The following is an 18,769-nucleotide window of genomic DNA, read 5'->3' as shown; positions in this document are numbered from 1 at the left end:
CCGAGATTCCCCCAGAAAGGAAGCGACCATGGACTCTGTCCTGACCGACTCGCTCACGGTCCTGTGTGACAGCGGGCTGAGCGACCCCAGGCTGTTCTTCGCCTCCGTCGGCGAGGTGCACGAGGAACTCGACCAGGCGGGTGCCGGTGGCGACTTCGACGCGTTCCGGTCCGCGCTCGCCGACCGCGCGGGCCGCGACGGCTTCGCCGAGGCCGGTGCGCGGTTCACCCGGTACCTGGAAGCCAACGGCGGCACCGAGATCGTGCGCAAGCTCGCCGAGGAGAGCGTCGACGACCTCGTCGCCGAGTACGAGCGGGTCCTCGCGGAGACCGGGGACTCCGCCGAGCCTGCCGCACCGGGTGGCGGTGCGTACGACGAGTCCGTGTGGACCGCCTTCGTCGCCGAGTACGGCGCGAGCTGGAACGGCGAGGCGGAGACCTGGGACGCGTTCCGGACCTGGTTCCTGTACCACGCGGAGGAACGCGGGGTTGCCGCGCCGGCAACGGATTTCCTGGACTACGCGGAGGGCGAGACCGACCGTGTCGCGTTCTTCGCCAGGTACGGCGTCGTCGTCGAGGGCGCGGCCGAGGTAGCGACAGACGCAGCGGCGGACGCCGCGGCGGAGGACCCCGGGGCGTGGGAGGCGTTTCTCGCCGCGTACGGCCCGGACTGGAACGGCGCCGAGGAGAACTGGGCGAGCTTCACCCCGTACTTCCTGCACTACGCGGAGGAGCGGGGGGTGCCGGGCTTCGCCGCGGCGTTCCTCGAGAACGCCCCGGACGACAACGACGAGCGCGTCCGGTACTTCGCCTCCTACGGGATCTCCGTCGGGGAGGAGGCGGGCGACGACGCGCCCGCCGGGAACGGCGAGCCGGTCACCGCGGCGGAGATCGCCGAGGCGGAGCAACAGTTCGCGCAGGTCGCGGACGAGTCGGACCACGTGCCGGAGGAGCACGAGGAAGCCATCACCGAGGCGTTCGCCGAGCTGGTGAACCAGATGCCGGAGGCGGCGAACCTCACCAGGGAGCAGATGCGGGAACTGCTCGCGACCATCCCGCCAGAACACCTCTGACCGCCGGAAAGGACCACCCCGATGACCACAGAACAGGCCACGACCGACATCTCCGCGTTCGCCGGGCCCCTCCTGGAGAAGTTCCTGGAGCTCAAGGCCGTCCGCGCCGAGGAGGACGCCACGATCACCGAGGCCGACGTCGCGCTGCTGCTGGACGAGGTCCGGGAGACGGCCATCCGCCCGGCCATGGCGGACATCCTCAGAACCGTGCCCGGCGCCGCGGCCATGCCGCCGGAGGAGCTCAGCGCACTCGTCGGAGAGGCGCTGACCGAGATCGTCATGGAAGCACTCGGCGCCTGAGTGGTCGCCGGTACCGAATCCCCGAGAGGAGCACGAGACCATGACCAGCCCAGCCAAGGCGGACAAGTCCGCCATCGCCGGCGTGCTGCGCAAACATGTCTGGACCACCCTGCAGAACCGCCTCGGCAATGCGACCCATCTGACGGTCGACGCCCGCGCGCTGGCGCCGATCGCCCAGGACGTCGCGGTGCAGGAGATGGCCGAAGGCATCCGGGTCGACCCAGCTGTCGCCGAGGTGGTCGGTGAGTACCAGGTCCTGTTCGGCGACTACCGCGTCTACCTGACCGGCCTGATCGGCCAGAGCATGGAGCTCGTCAAGATCTGTGACGGGCTGCGTGAGTACGAGTTCATCAACAAGACCGTCCACGGCGACGACGCGAAGTCCGCCGCGAAGCGGCTGGAGAAGCTCCTCAAGAAGCTGTACGACGTCCTCAACGAGCTGAGCGGGCTCCAGACCCGGCTGCCGCTGGTGGCCGACCAGCCGGGCCTCGCACCGTTCACGGCGTTCAACGCGAAGATGCGGAACCTGATCGAGGACACCAAGAGACAGGCGGACGAGGTCGGCGCGGGGTTCGACGACGCCGTCGACTTCGAGGTCGTGAAGGCCATCGTCCGCAATGACCCGCACTACAAGCTGGGCACGGCGTTCTACGCGGTCAGGTCCGGCATCGCGGGCATGTCGCTGGCGGGCGACATCTGCGGGCTGATCCCCAACCCCTACACCACTCCCGTCAGCATCGCGCTGAGGAACGTCGCACGCGGTCTGTCCATCGTGGAGACGATCGTGCGCCGCCAGGCCTACGCGTTGTCGAACGAGAACAGGGTCAAGGAGTACCGCAACAAGCACGCCGACGGCGACAAGTGGGACGCGCACACCAAAGACAAGTCCCTCATGGCCCAGATGCTCGTGGACAAACGCAAGGCCGACCTGGAGCTGGCGCTGGTCTGCGCCGACGCGGCGATCGGCCCGGTCCTCGACCTGTTCGAGTACTCCGATATCGCGTGGGACGTCATACGGCAGGCGATCGAGTCCACGTTCGTGGGGTACCTCGACGCACGGATCAAACTGTTGAAGGAGGAGCTGGGCCAGACCCCGGAGGGCAACGTCGTCAAGCGGGCGGCGGACGTGTTCGGGCAGGCACTGCTCGACGCGTTCAAGGAGGACCTCTTCAAGATCCTCAACCCGCTCAACGCGCTCAAGGGGGCGGTGCTGTCCAGCCTCGGCGACAACATCGCCACCCTGATCTGGGAACACCTCCCCATCGACCCGGGGCAGGCGGTGGACGGTGCCACGCTCAAGGCGCAGCTGGACGAGCTCGCGGAGAAGCTGGTCTCCGGGATGCCGAAGCGGGACGAGGCGTTCGCCGCGAAGGTGGCGGCCGAGGAGAAGGCCGCAGAGCGGCCGACCGTGGACAAGGACGGCAAGGCGGTCGAGAAGGTGCTCAGCGGCGTGCTCGTCGACGACGACGGCAAGGCGCACCGGCTCGTGCGGATCGGCGGCGTGGTGGGTGCGCTGTACCTGGCGGACCTGGAGTTCCGGCCAGGGCAGGTGAACGACGACGTTCTCGCGCCCCTCGACGTCCTTCCCGCCACCGACAACCGGGCCCGCGCCATCGACGAGATCGACCTCACCGTCGGTTTCACGCTCGGCCACCCGGCGCCGGCTGGCATGACCGCCACCAAGCACCTGTGGGTCCGCATCGGCGTCATCTGGGGCTACCTCGACACCGAGACCGAGAAGTTCTGGCCTGCCACCGTCGACCCGGCGGGTTTCGCGAACTGGCGGCAGCGCAAGATCGTGCCGGACGGCTACTACGAGGACGGCGAACACGTCAAGGGAAAGTGGTACCGGCCGTTCCCCGAACACCACGCCGGGTACTACCTGTTCAAACCCAAGGGCAAGGACGAGGGCGAGTGGGCCCGGTCCCAGGACAACACGGGCTCGGGCCGCGGCGCCAACAACACGATCGCGGGGCTGACGAAGCCATCCGACCGGTTCGACCTCTCCCGCCTCTGAAGCCTCTGACGCCGTGACGGTCGGCGGTGGCAACGAGCCACCGCCGACCGTTTCGCGTACCGCGGGTCGCCCGCGCTCACACCCAGGGCGCGACCGGGAACCACGGGATGATGTCGAGCATGGCGAGCAGCCGGACGTCCCAGTACAGGACCAGGAACACACCCGGGATGATCAGCGCCGCCCCGGTGAGCACCGTCAGGCGCCGGGGGTCGGCGGCCAGCCAGCGCTGGAGCCGCCCACTCGTGAAGGCGATGATCAGCATCAGCACGGCGAGCACCACGATGTTGCCGATCGACTGGAGCACGAACGCGCCGGCGCCGTAGAACGGGTTGCCGGACTCCGCCGCGTCCCGGAACAGCATGCGGAACAGCGGGAACGGCCTGCCGATCAGGAAAGCCCCCACCAGTGCGCCCATGAACACCAGTGGGGCGTTGGGAAAGCGCGGCGCGATCCGCGCGAAGGGGTCGCGCACGAACCCGAGCGAGGCAAGGCCGAGGTAGGCCATGACCACTCCGATCAGGCCGAACACCACCATCGACTGGCCGAGCCTGCCGGGGATCTCACCCGGCTGGCTCGCCGCGGTGTCGAACTGCGGCATGCCGGTACCGACGAGGCCGACGACCACGCCGTACACCGCGGACACCACCACCATGCCGACGGCGAGCCACAGCATGGGGCGCAACGTGGTCAGCACCTGCTGCCACCGCCCGCCCGCGCCGCCGACCATCGGTGCGACGGTGCCGAACACCGCGATGTTGCAGGCGGTGAACGTGCCGGCGAGCCCGGAGACGAACGCGAACACGATGCCGGCGGCCGCGCCGGTGATGGCCGTCTCCTTCGCGTCGTGGCCGAGCATCGCGTTGGCCACGCTGTCCCCGATGACGCTGTCCACGAACGACGCCGACCAGATCACGGTCAGCAGGAACCCGGCGAGCACGCTGAACCCGACGACCTTCCACCGCCGCCGGGGGAAATGGCCGTTGACAAACGCACTCGTGGCAGCGGCGGGGATGACCGGATAGGCGGCCGACACGTCACCGGAATCGGCGACCTCCACATTTTCGGCAGGCTGGCCCGGTCGTAAACTACTGGACATCACGTCACCTCTCACAGGGATACCATTCGCCGGTCACACATTCCCGTGATCTACGAAACCGGCGAAACGACGGTATCCCGGACAGGCCACCACCCCATTGCCCGTTGAGACAACAGGCAGACGACTCCGCATTTCCCAAAAAGGAAACCGGCCCGGCGGAAATGGTGCCCCGAAAGGGCCCTCAGCGTCCCGAACGCGTCATTCAGGACACCGCCGACGGTGTGGCGTTGCGGAGGATCATGAAGTCGAACACGAAGCTGGTCACCGCGCCGGACTCCGTGCGGCCGACCCACACGGGGTAGCCGCCGTCGCCCCAGCCCGTTTCGACCGCGAGCAGGTTCGCGCCCGACTCCGGTTCCGGGACGTTCGTGACGTGGCCGGAGAACACCACGTCCTCGATCGTGTCCTCGTAGGACTCCGCGACCTCCGCGTCGACCAGCGCGAGCAGGCCGCCGTCGACGCCGACCGAGAAGTAGCTGTCGTCGCCGAGCATCCGCACGTCCTCGCCCTCGCGGAGCGCGGGTTCCCAGCGCGCCGCCTGCGCGTCGCTGATCACCAGCTTGGCCGCCGCCACGCGGGCGTGGCCGGGGTCGTCGGCGAACCGGACCACCGAGAGCACCAGCGGGTACTCCCCCGGCTCCACGACATCGACGTAGGGCTCCTGCTCGAACATCCACGGGTCCGGGTCGGCCGCGATCAGGTTCCCACTGGGCAGCCACAGCCGCCCGCCGTCGACGACCTCGACCGTCACCTCGCGGCCGTCGTCGTCCAGCCGGAACCGGCCACCCGCCGTGAACATCTCGTCCAGGCCGGCCGGCCGCATCGGGGTCGGCGGGTGCCACGGCAGCTCCACCTCGGGGCCCGCGTCGGTGACCTCGCGGACCGTCAGCCGGACCGGCTCGGCCAGCAGTTCGTCCAGGTATGCGAGCGTCACCCAGTCGCCGAACCGCGGCATCGGCCGGGACGTCTTCGCGAGCTCCAGCGGCTCGACCTCATCGAGGTCGTCCGACCAGCCCCAGTCGTGGCGGTCGCCGTCCAGGCCGTACTCGCTCGACCGCTGGGGCACACCCGTGTCGAACTCGAGCTGGTCCGGCGAGGTGTACACCCACTGCTCGGCCAACCGCAGCACGAGCATGCCGACGCCGTCCGCGGTGGGGAACCGGCGCAGCTCCACCATCCGGTCGCGCCTGCCCTGGTCGTCGAACAGCCAGGCCGCCGCGTGGTGGGCCTGCCAGCACACCTCGACCAGCGCCAACGGCTTGCCCTCCGCCAGCAACACGACGGCGTACTGTTCGCCCGCCTCGTCGCGCTCCCGCGCCACGGACTCCGGAAGTGGTCGCACGACCGTCGCCGACTCGGGGTCCCAGCCCTCGCAGTAGACGACTTCGGCAGAGGTGAAGGCGGCATCAATGCTCACTACGCGAGCTCCGTTCGGTCTTCGTGGTGGTCACCCCAGGATCCTGACACCTCGCGTAGGTTTCCATCATGGCCACCCTGGTTTCCTTCCACGCACACCCCGACGACGAGTGCATCGCCTGCGGCGGTGTAATGCGCAAGGCACACGAGGAGGGCCACCGGGTCGTCCTCGTCGTCGCGACCCGCGGTGAGCTGGGCGAAGTGCCCGACGGCTTCCTCGACGACGGCGAGGAGCTGTGGCAGCGCCGGGTCGTCGAGACCCGCGCGTCCGCCGACATCCTCGGCGTCGACCGGATCGAGTTCCTCGGCTACACCGACTCCGGGATGATGGGCGAGCCAACCAACGACGCGCCCGGCACGTTCTGGACCGCGGACGTCGAGGAGGCCGCCGCCAAGCTCGCCGCGATCCTCCGCGAGGAGAACGCGGACGTGCTGACCGTGTACGACGACCACGGCGGCTACGGCCACCCCGACCACATCCAGGTGCACCGCGTCGGCATGCGGGCGGCCGAGCTGGCCGGCACCCAGAAGGTCTACCAGGCCACGATCAACCGCGACCGCGCGCTCGCCGGCCAGCGCGAGTTCGCCGAGCGGACCGGTGTCGAGGTGCCGGAGATGGGCCCCGACTTCGGCACGCCGGAGTCGGAGATCACCTGCATGGTCGACGTCACCGCCTACACCGGGCACAAGCGCAAGGCGATGCGCGCGCACGCGAGCCAGATCAGCGAGCAGTCGTTCTTCCTCTCGATGCCCGACGAGGCGTTCATCTTCGCGTTCGGCACCGAGTGGTTCATCCGCGCTGGTCAGGGCCCCGGGATCACCGAGACGGACCTGATGGCATGAGCGGAGCTCGCGGAGCGTTCCGGTGCCACGGAGCAGGCGAGGTGGCGGCATGACGGTCGACGTCCACTTCGAGGTCACCGGGCACGGCCCGCCGGTCGTGCTGGCCGGTTCGCTCGGCAGCGACCTGCACATGTGGGACCCGCAGGTGGGCGCGCTGACCGCGGCCGGTTTCCAGGTCATCAGGTACGACCACCGCGGCCACGGCTCCTCCCCCGCGCCCGACGGCCCGTACACACTGGCCGAACTGGCGGAGGACCTGCTGGCGCTGCTGGACCGCCTTTCGCTGCAGCGGGTCTCGCTGGTCGGCCTGTCGCTGGGCGGGATGGTCGGCATGTGGCTGGCCGAACACGCGCCGGCACGCCTGGACCGGCTGGTCCTGTGCTGCACGTCCGCTTCCCTCGGCCCGGCGTCGATGTGGCGGGAACGCGCGGAGACCGCCCGCACACGGGGAATGGCGGTGCTCGCCGACGCCGCGGTGGACCGCTGGGTCACACCCGGGTTCAGGAAGTCCCAGCCGGACAAGGCGAACTGGCTGCGTGACATGGTCGCGAGCCACCCTGGCGAGGGCTACGCGTCGTGCTGCACCGCCATCGAAACCATGTCCATCGCGGACTCGCTGCCGACGGTCACCGCACCCACGCTGGTGATCGCGGGCGCCGACGACCCCGCCACCCCGCCGGACCACGGCCGCCGCATCGCCGATGCGATCCCGGGCGCGCGGCTCGAGATCGTGCCGGACGCCGCGCACCTCGGGAACGTCGAACAGCCCGAGGTGTTCACCGGCCTGATCCTCGGCCACCTGCGCCCCGACCGCCGCGCACTCGGCACGACGACCCGCAGGCAGGTGCTGGGCGACGAGCACGTGGACCGCGCGGAGGCCAGCACGACCGAGTTCACCAGGCCGTTCCAGGAGTACATCACCGAAGGCGCGTGGGGTTCGGTGTGGTCACGCCCCGGCCTGGACCGCCGCACGCGCAGCGCGGTGACCCTGGCGGCGCTGACCGCGTTGCGCGCGCACGAGGAGATCCCGATGCACGTCCGCGCCGCCCGCAAGCACGGCCTGACCGAGGCCGAGATCGCGGAGATCCTGCTGCACACAGCCGTGTACGCGGGCGCCCCGGCCGCGAACGCGGCCTTCGCCATCGCGCAACGCACGCTGGCCGACGAGGAGTCATGCCCCTGAGACGCTTTCGGGGTGTCTTTGGCGGGTGGGTTGCCCTCCGGGGGCTCCTCGCCGGAGGGGCAGGTCTCTGGGATGGCTTGGGGTTCGTTGTTTGGCTGCGGTTGGGTGCGGGTCTGCCCCGTGCTCGGTTGGCCTTCGTGCCGTGAAAGGCGCTTTCAGGACGTGGCCCGATGTCATGAAGGGCCCCTTCGTCACACCGGGCGTTACGAAGGGGTCCTTCATCACGGTGAGCGCAACGAAGGGGTCCTTCATCGCAGCGGGTGTTACGAAGGTCCCCTTCGTGGCATCGCAGTTGTCTCGACAGCGTCGTCTTTCAGGGCATTGGGTGTCACCAGCTGACCTGTGACACCAGCTGCTCCGGATGCGGTGCGCCGTCCGCCACCGCGACCGCGTACGACAGCCGCAGCGCCTCGCCTGGCTCGACCGGCACCTCCGCCGCGAAGAACGGTGCCGGGCACACGCATGCGAACGGCAACGACCGCACGAACCACATCACCGGGTGGCCCTGGTTCTTCGGCGCGTCCACGAACACCAGTGTCGACGTGCGGCCGTGCCCGTCGTGGCGGCCGCGGAACGCCAGCCACGGCGACCGGCTCCCCATCAGCTCGTCGCCGCCAGTGCCCGTCGGCAGCAGGACCTCGCCGTCCGTGAACGAGCGCGGGCCGCGCCACATCAGGCCGCCGTAACCGGCGTTCGGGCGGCCCGCGGTGGTCGGGCTGCCGATCGGGATCACCGCATCGGTCACGTTCGTCATGGCCGTCGTGAACACCAGCACCCAGCCACCGTCCACAATGGACCAGCGCAGGACGCGTTCCTCGCGGAACCACCGGGAACCGTCGGCGGCCAGCCAGTCCAGCTCCTGCGTGACCGTGCCGTCGTCGACGGTCAGGCCGCGGTGTGCCTGCGTGCCGTTGTTGTCCAGCTGCACGTAACCCTTGTCCCGCACGAAAGTCGGGCCGCCCCAGAAGTTCTGCGGGCCCACGTGCGGCAGGGACCACGAGATGCCCTTGTGCCACACGTGGTCGTGCGGGCGATAGATCGACACGACGTCGCCGGTCAGCGTGCGCACCGGGTGGAAGTACGGTCTCGGCGACTCCACCCGCGGTTCCGATGGCCGGTACACGTACCGGCACAGCGAGACGCCATCGTGTGCGACCAGTAGCGCGGCCCCGTCGTCGGTCAGTTCCACGGTGCGCCCGTCCCGTCCATCCGGTGGTAGAACGGCGAATCCGTGGTCAGCTCGCCCCGCCGCACGCTCGCGCCGGTGAACGCCGACGCGTAGATCGCGGCGATCAGTTCCACCGTCAGCCTCGTGTCCCGCAGGGTCACCGGTGGTGCCGTACCGGAGGAGAGCGCGTCCAGTACCGCCGCGAACTGGGCCTTGTGCCCGCTCGCCACGCCCGACGGACCTGCCGCCCACGCCGACGCGATCTCCGTCTCGTGGCCCGGTGCGGCCGTGACCCGCCAGTTGTGGTCCGCGTAGCCGTACACGTGGTCCAGTTCGACCGTCGCGTGTTCGAAGTCGAACCGCAGGTAGCTCTGCTCCCTCGGCGACACGACGCTGTTCACGACGGTGGCCACCGCGCCGTTCGCGAACGTCACGATCGCGGCCGACAGGTCCTCGGTCGCGGTCGGCTTGGCCTGGCGGGCCGCCACCGCCACCACCGATGTCCACTCGCCGAGCACCGACAGCAGCAGGTCGAACTGGTGGATCCCGTGCCCCATCGTCGGGCCGCCGCCCTCGATCTCCCACTTCCCGCGCCACGGCACCGCGAAGTACTCGTCCGGGCGGAACCACAGCGTGTGACACACGGCCGTGGTCGGGCGGCCCAGCCGCGGGTCGCCGATCAGGCCGCGCAGGCGTGCGGCGCCGCTGCCGAACCGGTGCTGGAACACGGTCGCGAAGAACGCGTCGCCCGTCGCCGCCTCGATCGCGTCCAGTTCGGCGAGGCTCAGCACCGGTGGCTTCTCGCACAGCACCGACACCCCGCGGGACAGGCACGCAATCGCTTGCGGCGCGTGCAGTCCCGGTGGGGTGCACAGCGTGACGAGGTCCGGTTTCTCGTGGTCGAGCAGCTCGTCCAGGGTCGGGTACACCGAGGGCACCGACCACTTCGACGCGTACGCGTCGAGCGCGGCGGCGTCGATGTCGGTGGCCGCGACGATCCGCGCCCGTCCGGCCAGTGCCTCCGCGTGGAACCCGGCGATCACCCCGGTTCCCACGATCGCGCACGACAGGTCCATCAACTCACCGTAACGCGTGTGTCACACTCCTCGCCCGGGCTTATCTCACGAACCGGACCCTCGACGCGTGCGGGCAGCACCTGCCGCACGTCCGCGCTCGACGCGGCCAGCCACAACTCGACGTCACCCGGCTCCACGATCCGCTTCCCCGCGAGACCGGTGAACGCGGTCGCCTCCGGTGGCACCGCGAACTCGACGCGCCGCGACTCGCCCGGCGCCAGCCACACCTTCGCGAACCCGAGCAGCCGCTGCACCGGCTGGACGACCTGCGCGACGGGGTCGTGCAGGTACAGCTGCACCACCTCGGCGCCGTCCCGGGCACCGGTGTTGGTCACGGTCACCGCGGCGGTCAGCCCGTCACTCGTCACGTCCGTCCACTCGAAACTCGTGTACGACAGCCCGTGCCCGAACGGGAAGGCAGGCGTCGGGTCGACCGAGCTGCTGCCGTTGACCCGCGCCAGCGGCGCCCCGAGGTACGGCGACGGTGACGCGAACGGGTCCGCGGGCACGCTCACCGGCAGGCGGCCGGACGGCTGGACCGCGCCGGTCAGCACACCCGCCATCGCGGGCCCGCCTTCCTCGCCGGGGAAGAACGCCTGCACGATCGCGGCGCACCGGTCGGCGTACGAGCCGAGCGCGTACGGCCGCCCGGTCAGCAGCACCAGCACGACCGGCGTGCCCGTCCCCAGCACCGCCTCCAGCAGCTCGTGGCCCGGTACCCGCAGGTCAGAGGCGTCGGTGCCCTCACCGGACGTGCCGCGTCCGAACAACCCGGACTCGTCGCCGAGCGCCACCACGCACACGTCGGCGTCCCGTGCCGCCGCGACCGCGTCCTCGCCGTCCGGCACGTACACGTCGTGCGGCAGCACCGAGCGCAGCGTCGGGATCGCGACACCTTCCGGCGCGGTCGGGATGTGGCGCGGGAACGTGTAGCAGCCGAGCATCGCCGCGTCCGTGTCCGCCTGCCTGCCGACGAGCGCGACCTTGACGCCGTCGCGCAGCGGCAGCACCCCGTCGTTCGCCAGCAGGACGACGGACTCCTCGGCGACCTTCCGCGCGAGGGCGCGCCCTTCCGGTGGATCAAGGTCCACTGTGGAGGGCACAGACGGCCGGGCCGGCCGCCAGCCGGGGTCGAGCATGCCGAGCACGCACTTCTGCCGCAGCACCCGGGTCACCGCGAGGTCCACCAGCGACTCCGGCACGTCCCCCGCGAGCACCGCGTCCAGCAACGGCGTGCCGAAACACCTGACCTGCGGCAGCTCCACGTCCACGCCCGCGGCGAGCGCGAGTGCCGCCGCGCCACCGGCATCGGCCGCGAGGTGGTGCTGCTTCTCGATGAACGTGACGCCGAAGTAGTCCGAGACGACCGTCCCTTCGAACCCCCAGTGCTCCCGCAGCAAGCCGGTGAGCAGCGCGTGGTCCGCGACGGGCGGCACGCCGTCGACGTCGGCGTAGGAGTGCATGACCGACTCCGCGCCCGCCTTCAGCGCCGCGAGGAACGGCGGCAGCAGGACGTCCGCGACCTCGCGCGGGCCTGCCGCGACCGGCGCGAAGTTGCGGGCGCCCCGCGAGGCCGAGTACCCCACGAAGTGCTTGAGCGTCGGCATGATCCCGGCCGACCGCATGCCGCGCACGTACGCCGTGCCGATGGCCGCGACCAGGTGCGGGTCCTCGCCGATGGACTCCTCGGTGCGGCCCCAGCGCACGTCCCGGGTCACGTCGAGCACGGGCGCGAGCCCTTGGTGCACACCGATTTCCCGCATGGTCGCGCCGACGGTCGCCGCCATCTCCTCGACCAGCGCCGGATGCCACGCGGCACCCCACGCGAGCGCGGTGGGGTAGATCGTCGCGCCGTGGGCCATCAGCCCCGAAAGGCACTCCTCGTGCACGACGGCGGGGATGCCGAAGCGTCCCGCCGCCATGACCTCCTCCTGCAGCCGCGCGACCCGTTCGGCGCCCGCGGCCGGCTCGATCGGCGCGGTTCCGAAAGGCCGGGTCAGCTGCCCCAGTCCGTTCTTGATCAGCTCGGGCCAGTCGAGGTCGTCGTCCACCAGCTCGTGCTGGAACGGCGCCACCTGTTCCTCCGAAGTGGACTGTCCGAGCCACACCCCGTACAACTGGCCCAGCTTCTCGCGCAGCGTCATCCGATCGACCAGGTCGGCGACCCGCTCATCGACCGACCGCGCCGGATCCCGCCACGGCTCGTCGGGCATCGCGCACTCCATTCCCGAAAGTTTCGACCGGCAAGAACCGGCAGAATCTCAAGCTAACCGCGACATGTACCGGTAGCAAGGGATTGACCTCGCTGTGACGAGCGTCGTAATCTCCGTCCAACTACCGGATGGATTCCGAAACTTACGGCAGGTTGATCGCGCTGGGGCGAGCTGCTGTCCGCCTCGGCGCGCGGGCCATTCCTGAAAGGCGCGCCCATGGTTTCCCAGCGGCTACCCAGACGATCCTTCTTGGGCCTCCTCGGCGCCGGTGTCGGCGCGAGCGTCCTCGGCACCAGCGCGTGCGGCACCGACGCCACCTCCAGCGGCGGGGGCGGCGGCACGTTCCAGGTGTGGGTTCTCCAGGAGGAGGCCCAGAACGTGGCGCACGAGGGCGCCGTCGACCGGTTCAACAAGAACTCCGACGCGAAGGCGCGGATCGTCGCGTCCCCCAACGACGGGTACACCGACAAGCTGCACGTCTCCATGGGCAGCTCGAGCAAGCCGGACGTGTTCTACAACTGGGGCGGCGGCAGCATCCGCACGTACGCGCGGGACAACCTCCTGGTCGACCTGACCCCGTACTTCGAGAAGGACACGGCGTGGAAGGACAGCTTCCTCCCGTCGGTCCTCGACGCGGGCCAGATCGACGGCAAGTACTACGGCGTGCCCGCGCGTGGCATGCAGCCGATCATCCTGTTCTTCAACAAGAAGGTCTTCAACGACCACGGTGTCCAGCCACCGAGGACGTGGACCGACCTGATGGCGGCGGTCGACCGGTTCACGTCCAACGGGATCATCCCGTTCGCGCTGGCGGGCGGTGACGCGTGGACCGAGCTGGTGTGGCCGGAGTACCTGGTCGACCGGATCGGCGGCGCCGAGGTGTTCAACCGCATCGCCGCGGGCAAGAAGGACGCGTGGCGCGACCCGGCGATCTCCACGTCCATCGACATGATCCGCCAGCTGGTCGACCGCGGCGGCTTCGGCGACAGCTACGCGTCCGTGCGGTGGGACGGCGCCGGCGCGTCGAACCTGATCGCGCAGGGCCAGGCAGCCATGCACCTCATGGGTTCGTGGGAGTACACGAACCAGGTCAACGACCAGCCGGAGTACGCGAAGAACGACCAAGGCTTCATCCCGTTCCCGATCGTCGAGGGCGGCGTCGGCGACCCGAAGGCGATCGTCGGCAACCCCACCAACTACTTCTCGGTCAGCAAGGACTCCGCGCACGTCGAGCACGCCATCGAGTTCCTGAAGCAGGAGATGTCCTCGGACGCGTACGTCGACCAGTGGCTGAAGGCGGGCGACGTGCCCGCGGTGTCCGGGCTCGAGTCCAGGATGGACAACGCCGCGGACCCGGCGTTCGCCAAGGTCGTCTACGACATGGTCAACCAGGCGCCGACGTTCCAGCTGTCGTGGGACCAGGCGATCGAGCGCGCGCAGGCACAGCCGATGCTGGACGCGCTGGCGAAGGTGTTCCTCGGCCAGATGGACGCCGCCGGGTTCGTCAAGGCCAACGAGGACGCGGCGTAGATGTCGGTCGCCCTGGAGTCGCGGGCGCCGGTGCGGCCGGCACCGGCGCCACCGCGGCGGCGGCAGGCGCGGGTGAACCGGCCGAACGCCCTGTACCTGCTGCCCGCGCTGGTGTTCTTCGGCCTGTTCGCGGCGTTCCCGCTGGTCCTGGTGCTGTACCTGTCGTTCACCGACTGGAACGGCATCGGCACGCCCGGCTTCGTCGGCGTGGACAACTGGGTGCGGATGTTCGAGAACGAGGCGATCTGGGACGTCACCTCGACCACCTTGCTGCTGACCGGGCTGTGCTGGGTGACCCAGACCCCGCTGTCGATCCTGCTCGGCGTGTGGGCGGCGGGCGCGCAACGCAACCGGGCCGTGCTGTCGGCGCTGTTCTTCCTGCCGCTCCTGCTGTCCACCGCCGCGATCGCGTTGCTGTACAACAGGTTGTTCGACCCGTACGTGGGTATCGGGCGCGGTTTCGAGCCGCTGCGCAACATCCTCGGCACCACGTCAGGCGCGCTGACGGCGATCGTGATCGTGGTGGGCTGGCAGTTCATCCCGTTCCACACGCTGCTCTACCAGGCGGCGGCGCGGAACATCCCGAAGGTGCTGTACGACGCGGCCTACATCGACGGCGCGGGTGGCTGGCACCAGTTCTGGTACATCACGCTGCCCCAGCTCAAGAACACGATCATCACGTCGTCCACCATCATGATCGTCGGCTCGCTCACGTACTTCGAGACCATCTTCCTGCTGACCAACGGCGGCCCGGCCGCGTCGACCCGCACGCTGCCGCTGGAGATGTACTTCCGGTCGTTCCGGTCCTACGAGTTCGGCTACGCGTCGACGATCGCGTCGGTGCTGGTCATCGTCGCGACCGCGATCTCGCTGCTGATCGTCAGGTTCTCGGGCTTCGGGAAGATGCGCAGCACGTTGGAGGGCCTGTGAAGACCAGACCGAACTACGCCGCGGGCGCCCTGTCCGCGATGTGGCTGGTGCTCGTCGGGGTCCCCATCTACGTGATGGTCTCGTGGAGCCTCCAGACTCGTGACAGCTTCCTGGACCGCGGCCCGCTGGCGATCCCGGGTTCGATCACGCTCAGCAACGTCGCCGAGGTCCTGGACAGCGGCTTCATGCGCTACCTGCTGAACACGGTGATCGTGACGGCGGCGTCGGTGGGGCTGACTCTGCTGGTGGCGATCCCGGCGGCCTACGCGATCGTCCGCTCACTGAGCTGGTTCTCGAGCACGATGTTCCGGATCTTCCTCGCAGGCATGGCGATCCCCGCGCAGGCCACGATCATCCCGCTGTACCTGATCATCAACCGGATGCAGCTCTACGACTCACTGACCGCGATCATCCTGCCCACGGTCGCCTTCGGGCTGCCGCTGGTGATCCTGGTCCTGGTCGGCTCGCTGCGAGACGTGTCCGCGGAGCTGTACGACGCGATGACGGTCGACGGCGCGGGCCCGTTCCGGATCCTGTGGCAACTGGTCATCCCGATGTCGAAGGGCGCGATCGCCGCGGTGGGCACGTACACGGCGCTCGGGGCGTGGAACCAGTTCCTGTTCCCGCTGGTGCTGACGCAGGACCCGTCCATGCGGGTGTTGACGCTGAGCCTGACGAGCTTCAAGCAGGAGTTCCAGATCAACGTGCCGGGGATGATGATGGCGGTGATGATGACCGCGCTGCCGGTGTTCGTCCTGTACCTCGTGGCACGCCGGTGGCTGATCGCAGGCCTCGCCGGGATGGGCAGCAAGTAGACTTCCGAAAGTTTCGGAGCGTTTCGGTATCGGGGAGTGCGACGTGGCAAGAGAACGCAAGGTGACGATCAACGTCATCGCGGCGGAAGCAGGCGTGTCGGTGCCCACGGTGTCGCGGGTACTGAACGGCAGGTCAGACGTATCCCCGACCACCCGAGCGCGCATCGAAGCGCTACTGGCCCAACACGGCTACCAACGCCGGGGTTCGCGCCGGGGCGAGCATGCCGGCCTGGTCGACCTGGTCTTCAACGACCTGGACAGCCCGTGGGCAGTGGAGATCATCCGCGGCGTGGAGGACGTTGCCCACGCGGCCCAGGTGGGCACGGTGGTGAGCGCGATCCACCGCCACTCCGCCGCCACCCGCCAGTGGCTGGACAACCTCCGAGCGAGGAAATCGGACGGCGTCATCCTGGTGACCTCGACGCTCCAGCCGGGTCACCAGGCCGAACTCCGCCGGTTGAACGTCCCGGCAGTGGTGATCGACCCAGCAGGCGGCCCGGCACTGGAAGTCCCGACAATCGGCGCGACGAACTGGGCAGGCGGTCGAGCCGCGACAGAGCACCTGACTTCCCTGGGCCACCGCCGCATCGGCTTCATCGCGGGCCCGACGTCCCTCCTGTGCAGCCGAGCCCGCCTGGACGGCTACCGAGCGGCCCTCGACGCGGCAGGCCTACCGGTATCGGACGAACTGATCCAACCGGGCGACTTCTACCACGAGTCCGGTTTCCGAGGCGCGACCGCGCTGATGTCGCTACCGGAACCGCCAACGGCGATCTTCGCGTCGAGCGACCAGATGGCGTTCGGCGTGTACGAGGGCCTCCGGCAACGAGGGCTGCGCGTCCCGGACGACGTGAGCGTGGTGGGCTTCGACGACCTTCCGGAGGCCCGCTGGGCGTCTCCTCCACTGACGACGGTCCGCCAACCACTGGCGGAGATGGGCACGCTGGCGGCCCGAATGCTGCTTCGCCTGTCCCGCGGGGAAGAGACGGACAGCCCGCGGGTGGAACTGGCAACCGACCTGATCGTCCGCAACAGCACGGCACCCCTGGCGGTTTGACACCTCTCAACGCCGGGCAGTGATGAAACCGGCGTTCGACACGACGGTCAGGCGACGGTCGGCGTCGTCAGGATCGAAGCGTGCCGGGTCGAACTGGTCACGACTGTCCAAGCCGAGCCAGTCGAGCATGGACCGGTGCTCATCGTGACCGGGATCGGCGAGGATCTCGACGAGCCGCTCGTATCCCTCCACACCACCGGAGTCCTCCGGCGGACAGGCGCCCTCCCCAGCGACACACCGTGGACAACGCAGGCCGGACTCGGCGACAGTCGCTTCCTCGACGAGGATCTCGTGGTCCCAGCCGTCACCGAAGTCGTAGGTGTACTCGAGGCGGCCACCAGGTTCGACCAGGTCGTTCAACCTCGTCGCGTGTTCGTCGCGGTGACCCAGTTCCGGATCCGGCACGCCGTAGTGGGTCTGCCCGTCGCTGAACGCGTGCAGGTGTGCGTTCTGCCAACCCATGGTGGCCTGGACGACCTCGTGCAGGCGATCGAGCCGGATCGCGGCAGGCACCAGAACCCGCCGCCACACCGGCGGATCAGCCGACCCCACCAGGGTGATCCTGAGCTGGTAGACGGGGTCACCATGCTCCGGTTCCGCCAGGAGCACGCGCATACCGGCCAGGCCGGGTTCGGTCAGTGACACTGTCCCGTCCTCGATCGTCACCGCGCCCAACCGCCGCAGGACGTCGAGCGCGAGGTCGGTGTCGCGGTCGTTGCACTTTCGCCATAGCCCGGCCTGGAACTCGGTGGCATCGTCCAGAACGTACGGCGCGGTCACGATGTCCCAGGCCATCGCGCGCAGGCGGGCGACCGGCTGGTCGGCCTGGCGCAGCAAGGTCAGCATCGCACGGCTGCCGCTCGCGAACTGCCAGCGCAGCGGCGACTCCGCGATCCCGCCCGCCAGAAACGCCTCGCCAACCCGGTCGAACGTCGTGAACAGCGTCAGCCACAGTGCCCGCTGGTCGTCGAGCAGCGCCGCGTTCTTCTTCACCGCCACCAGCCGGTCGCCGGTCTTGCGGACGAGCCGCGCGGCCTTGGCCCACGCCACGACGAGCATCAGGTTGGACAGTTCCTGGCTCGAGGTGGTCCGGTACACGCGATCACCGATGGTGGGGTCGACCACGTCGCCGGTACCCAGCGATTCCACCAGTACCCGGGCGTCGGTCAAGGTGATCCGCCCTGCCTGGGTGAGCTTGCGCCCCGTGCCCACCCAGCGCACGAACGCCCGCACCTGCTCGACCAGTTCCGACTCCACGGTCACACCTCCCGGCACGCTGGCATGGACAGTACCGACCGTGACCGAAGCGGTCACAGGTCGGCCAGCGCGCCGCGGTAGGAGTCCTCGTCGAACGGTTCCCCCCTGGTCAGGGTCGGGCGCATGTGCTCGGCCATGACCCTGGCCAGCTCGTGCAGGACGTCGTGCCGTGCCATGCCTTGCTCACGCAACCGCTTGGCCGCCCGCCACACCTCAGGCGGCTCGTCCGCCCACAGCTGGTTGGCGATCACCTCGTGCATCGTGAGGTGGAACCGGGGGTTCATCCCGTCGATCTCGCCCTGCCACGTCGAATCGGCCAGATATTGCTGGAACTCCGGGTGCTCACCCTGGATGAGCAGCGACCGCTCGTCCGGGTCGGCGGGATCGAGCCGGTCGAACTCCTCGCCGCCGATCACGGTGCCGCGGTGCGGCATCGCGAACACCCGCCGGTCCAGAATCCGCTCGACCTCGTCCTCGGACACGCCGGACGGCAGGTCACCGAGATACACGTCCCGGTCGACATCGTGCTCCACTCGGACTTCCGGCCGCCGCTTCGGGCGAGAAATCCCGCGTCCCGACTTCTTCGGTTTGCGTTTACGCCCCTTGCTCACCGGACTCACAGCCCCAGACTCCCACGAAACACCGGCGCGAATTCACCGGGTCAACCGCGCGTTCACGGCGCCGACTTCGAAGGAATGCGGCTCATCGGGGTCTGCCAGGCGATGGACAAAAATGTGGGGCCGGTCCGGAAGACCGGCCCCACGATTGCCTCAACGCGCTGGTCAGAGCACTGATT

16 protein-coding genes are annotated in these 18,769 nt (G+C 69.4%); 9 read left to right on the top strand and 7 right to left on the bottom strand.

All coding sequences use genetic code 11. The annotated features are described in order from the left end of the window. Window positions 1-28 precede the first annotated feature (28 nt). From FHR82_RS15995 to FHR82_RS15985, 3 genes are read left to right on the top strand one after another with little or no spacing between them, the layout of a single operon-like run. A complete protein-coding gene (locus FHR82_RS15995; protein ID WP_184811158.1) occupies window positions 29-1,072 on the top strand; it encodes a hypothetical protein in 1,044 nt (347 codons plus the stop codon). Between the two features lie 21 nt (window positions 1,073-1,093). Then, window positions 1,094-1,372, top strand: a complete 279-nt coding sequence (locus FHR82_RS15990) for a hypothetical protein (RefSeq protein WP_184811157.1) — start codon at window positions 1,094-1,096, stop codon at window positions 1,370-1,372. A gap of 40 nt (window positions 1,373-1,412) precedes the next feature. Continuing rightward, window positions 1,413-3,389, top strand: coding sequence for a hypothetical protein (locus tag FHR82_RS15985; RefSeq protein WP_184811156.1), 1,977 nt, complete (start codon window positions 1,413-1,415; stop codon window positions 3,387-3,389). A gap of 76 nt (window positions 3,390-3,465) precedes the next feature. Here FHR82_RS15985 and FHR82_RS15980 read toward each other — a convergent pair whose 3' ends face one another. Further along, window positions 3,466-4,485 carry a hypothetical protein gene (locus FHR82_RS15980; protein WP_225944030.1) on the bottom strand — a complete coding sequence of 340 codons (1,020 nt, stop codon included), beginning with the start codon at window positions 4,483-4,485 and terminating at the stop codon, window positions 3,466-3,468. A 202-nt stretch (window positions 4,486-4,687) separates the two neighbouring features. Then, entirely contained in the window at window positions 4,688-5,902 is a 1,215-nt protein-coding gene (locus FHR82_RS47425; protein ID WP_184811155.1) for a DUF4241 domain-containing protein, read from the bottom strand. Window positions 5,903-5,970: 68 nt separating this feature from the next. On the opposite strand from FHR82_RS47425, the gene FHR82_RS15970 reads away from it, so the two are divergent. Next, window positions 5,971-6,744 (top strand): PIG-L family deacetylase, encoded by a 774-nt coding sequence (locus tag FHR82_RS15970; protein ID WP_184811154.1) that lies wholly within the window; start codon window positions 5,971-5,973, stop codon window positions 6,742-6,744. Window positions 6,745-6,793: 49 nt separating this feature from the next. Continuing rightward, entirely contained in the window at window positions 6,794-7,927 is a 1,134-nt protein-coding gene (gene pcaDC / locus FHR82_RS15965; protein ID WP_184811153.1) for a bifunctional 3-oxoadipate enol-lactonase/4-carboxymuconolactone decarboxylase PcaDC, read from the top strand. Between the two features lie 328 nt (window positions 7,928-8,255). On the opposite strand, the gene FHR82_RS15960 is transcribed toward pcaDC, so the two are convergent. Genes FHR82_RS15960 through FHR82_RS15950 form a run of 3 tightly spaced genes read right to left on the bottom strand, consistent with a single transcriptional unit; the run spans window position 8,256 to window position 12,384 of the window. Beyond that, window positions 8,256-9,116, bottom strand: coding sequence for a DUF6807 domain-containing protein (locus FHR82_RS15960; protein WP_184811152.1), 861 nt, complete (start codon window positions 9,114-9,116; stop codon window positions 8,256-8,258). After that, the gene (locus tag FHR82_RS15955; RefSeq protein WP_184811151.1) at window positions 9,107-10,171 is read right to left on the bottom strand and encodes a Gfo/Idh/MocA family protein; all 1,065 of its coding nucleotides are present in this window, start codon (window positions 10,169-10,171) and stop codon (window positions 9,107-9,109) included. Before FHR82_RS15955 ends, FHR82_RS15960 begins: the two co-directional genes overlap by 10 nt. Then, window positions 10,171-12,384 (bottom strand): glycoside hydrolase family 3 N-terminal domain-containing protein, encoded by a 2,214-nt coding sequence (locus tag FHR82_RS15950; RefSeq protein WP_184811150.1) that lies wholly within the window; start codon window positions 12,382-12,384, stop codon window positions 10,171-10,173. Before FHR82_RS15950 ends, FHR82_RS15955 begins: the two co-directional genes overlap by 1 nt. A 249-nt stretch (window positions 12,385-12,633) precedes the next feature. Between FHR82_RS15950 and FHR82_RS15945 the strand changes: the two genes are divergently transcribed. Genes FHR82_RS15945 through FHR82_RS15930 form a run of 4 tightly spaced genes read left to right on the top strand, consistent with a single transcriptional unit; the run spans window position 12,634 to window position 16,716 of the window. Next, entirely contained in the window at window positions 12,634-13,914 is a 1,281-nt protein-coding gene (locus tag FHR82_RS15945) for an ABC transporter substrate-binding protein (RefSeq protein WP_184811149.1), read from the top strand. Continuing rightward, on the top strand, window positions 13,915-14,844 hold the full coding sequence (locus tag FHR82_RS15940) for a carbohydrate ABC transporter permease (RefSeq protein WP_184811148.1): 930 nt from the start codon (window positions 13,915-13,917) through the stop codon (window positions 14,842-14,844). Then, complete coding sequence (locus tag FHR82_RS15935; RefSeq protein ID WP_184811147.1) at window positions 14,841-15,659, top strand: carbohydrate ABC transporter permease; 819 nt, start codon at window positions 14,841-14,843, stop codon at window positions 15,657-15,659. The genes FHR82_RS15940 and FHR82_RS15935 overlap by 4 nt, the downstream gene beginning before the upstream one ends. 43 nt (window positions 15,660-15,702) lie before the next feature. Further along, window positions 15,703-16,716 carry a LacI family DNA-binding transcriptional regulator gene (locus FHR82_RS15930; protein WP_184811146.1) on the top strand — a complete coding sequence of 338 codons (1,014 nt, stop codon included), beginning with the start codon at window positions 15,703-15,705 and terminating at the stop codon, window positions 16,714-16,716. A gap of 6 nt (window positions 16,717-16,722) precedes the next feature. Here the strand turns inward: FHR82_RS15930 and FHR82_RS15925 are convergent, their stop codons facing one another. Both FHR82_RS15925 and FHR82_RS15920 read right to left on the bottom strand, forming a co-directional pair. Further along, entirely contained in the window at window positions 16,723-17,973 is a 1,251-nt protein-coding gene (locus FHR82_RS15925; RefSeq protein ID WP_184811145.1) for a plasmid pRiA4b ORF-3 family protein, read from the bottom strand. Between the two features lie 53 nt (window positions 17,974-18,026). Beyond that, a complete protein-coding gene (locus FHR82_RS15920) occupies window positions 18,027-18,506 on the bottom strand; it encodes a DUF1841 family protein (protein WP_184811144.1) in 480 nt (159 codons plus the stop codon). Between the last annotated feature and the right edge of the window lie 263 nt (window positions 18,507-18,769).

It is taken from the genome of Actinophytocola algeriensis (assembly GCF_014203735.1).
Taxonomy (GTDB): domain Bacteria; phylum Actinomycetota; class Actinomycetes; order Mycobacteriales; family Pseudonocardiaceae; genus Actinophytocola; species Actinophytocola algeriensis.
This window is presented reverse-complemented; position numbering and strand designations above follow the sequence as displayed.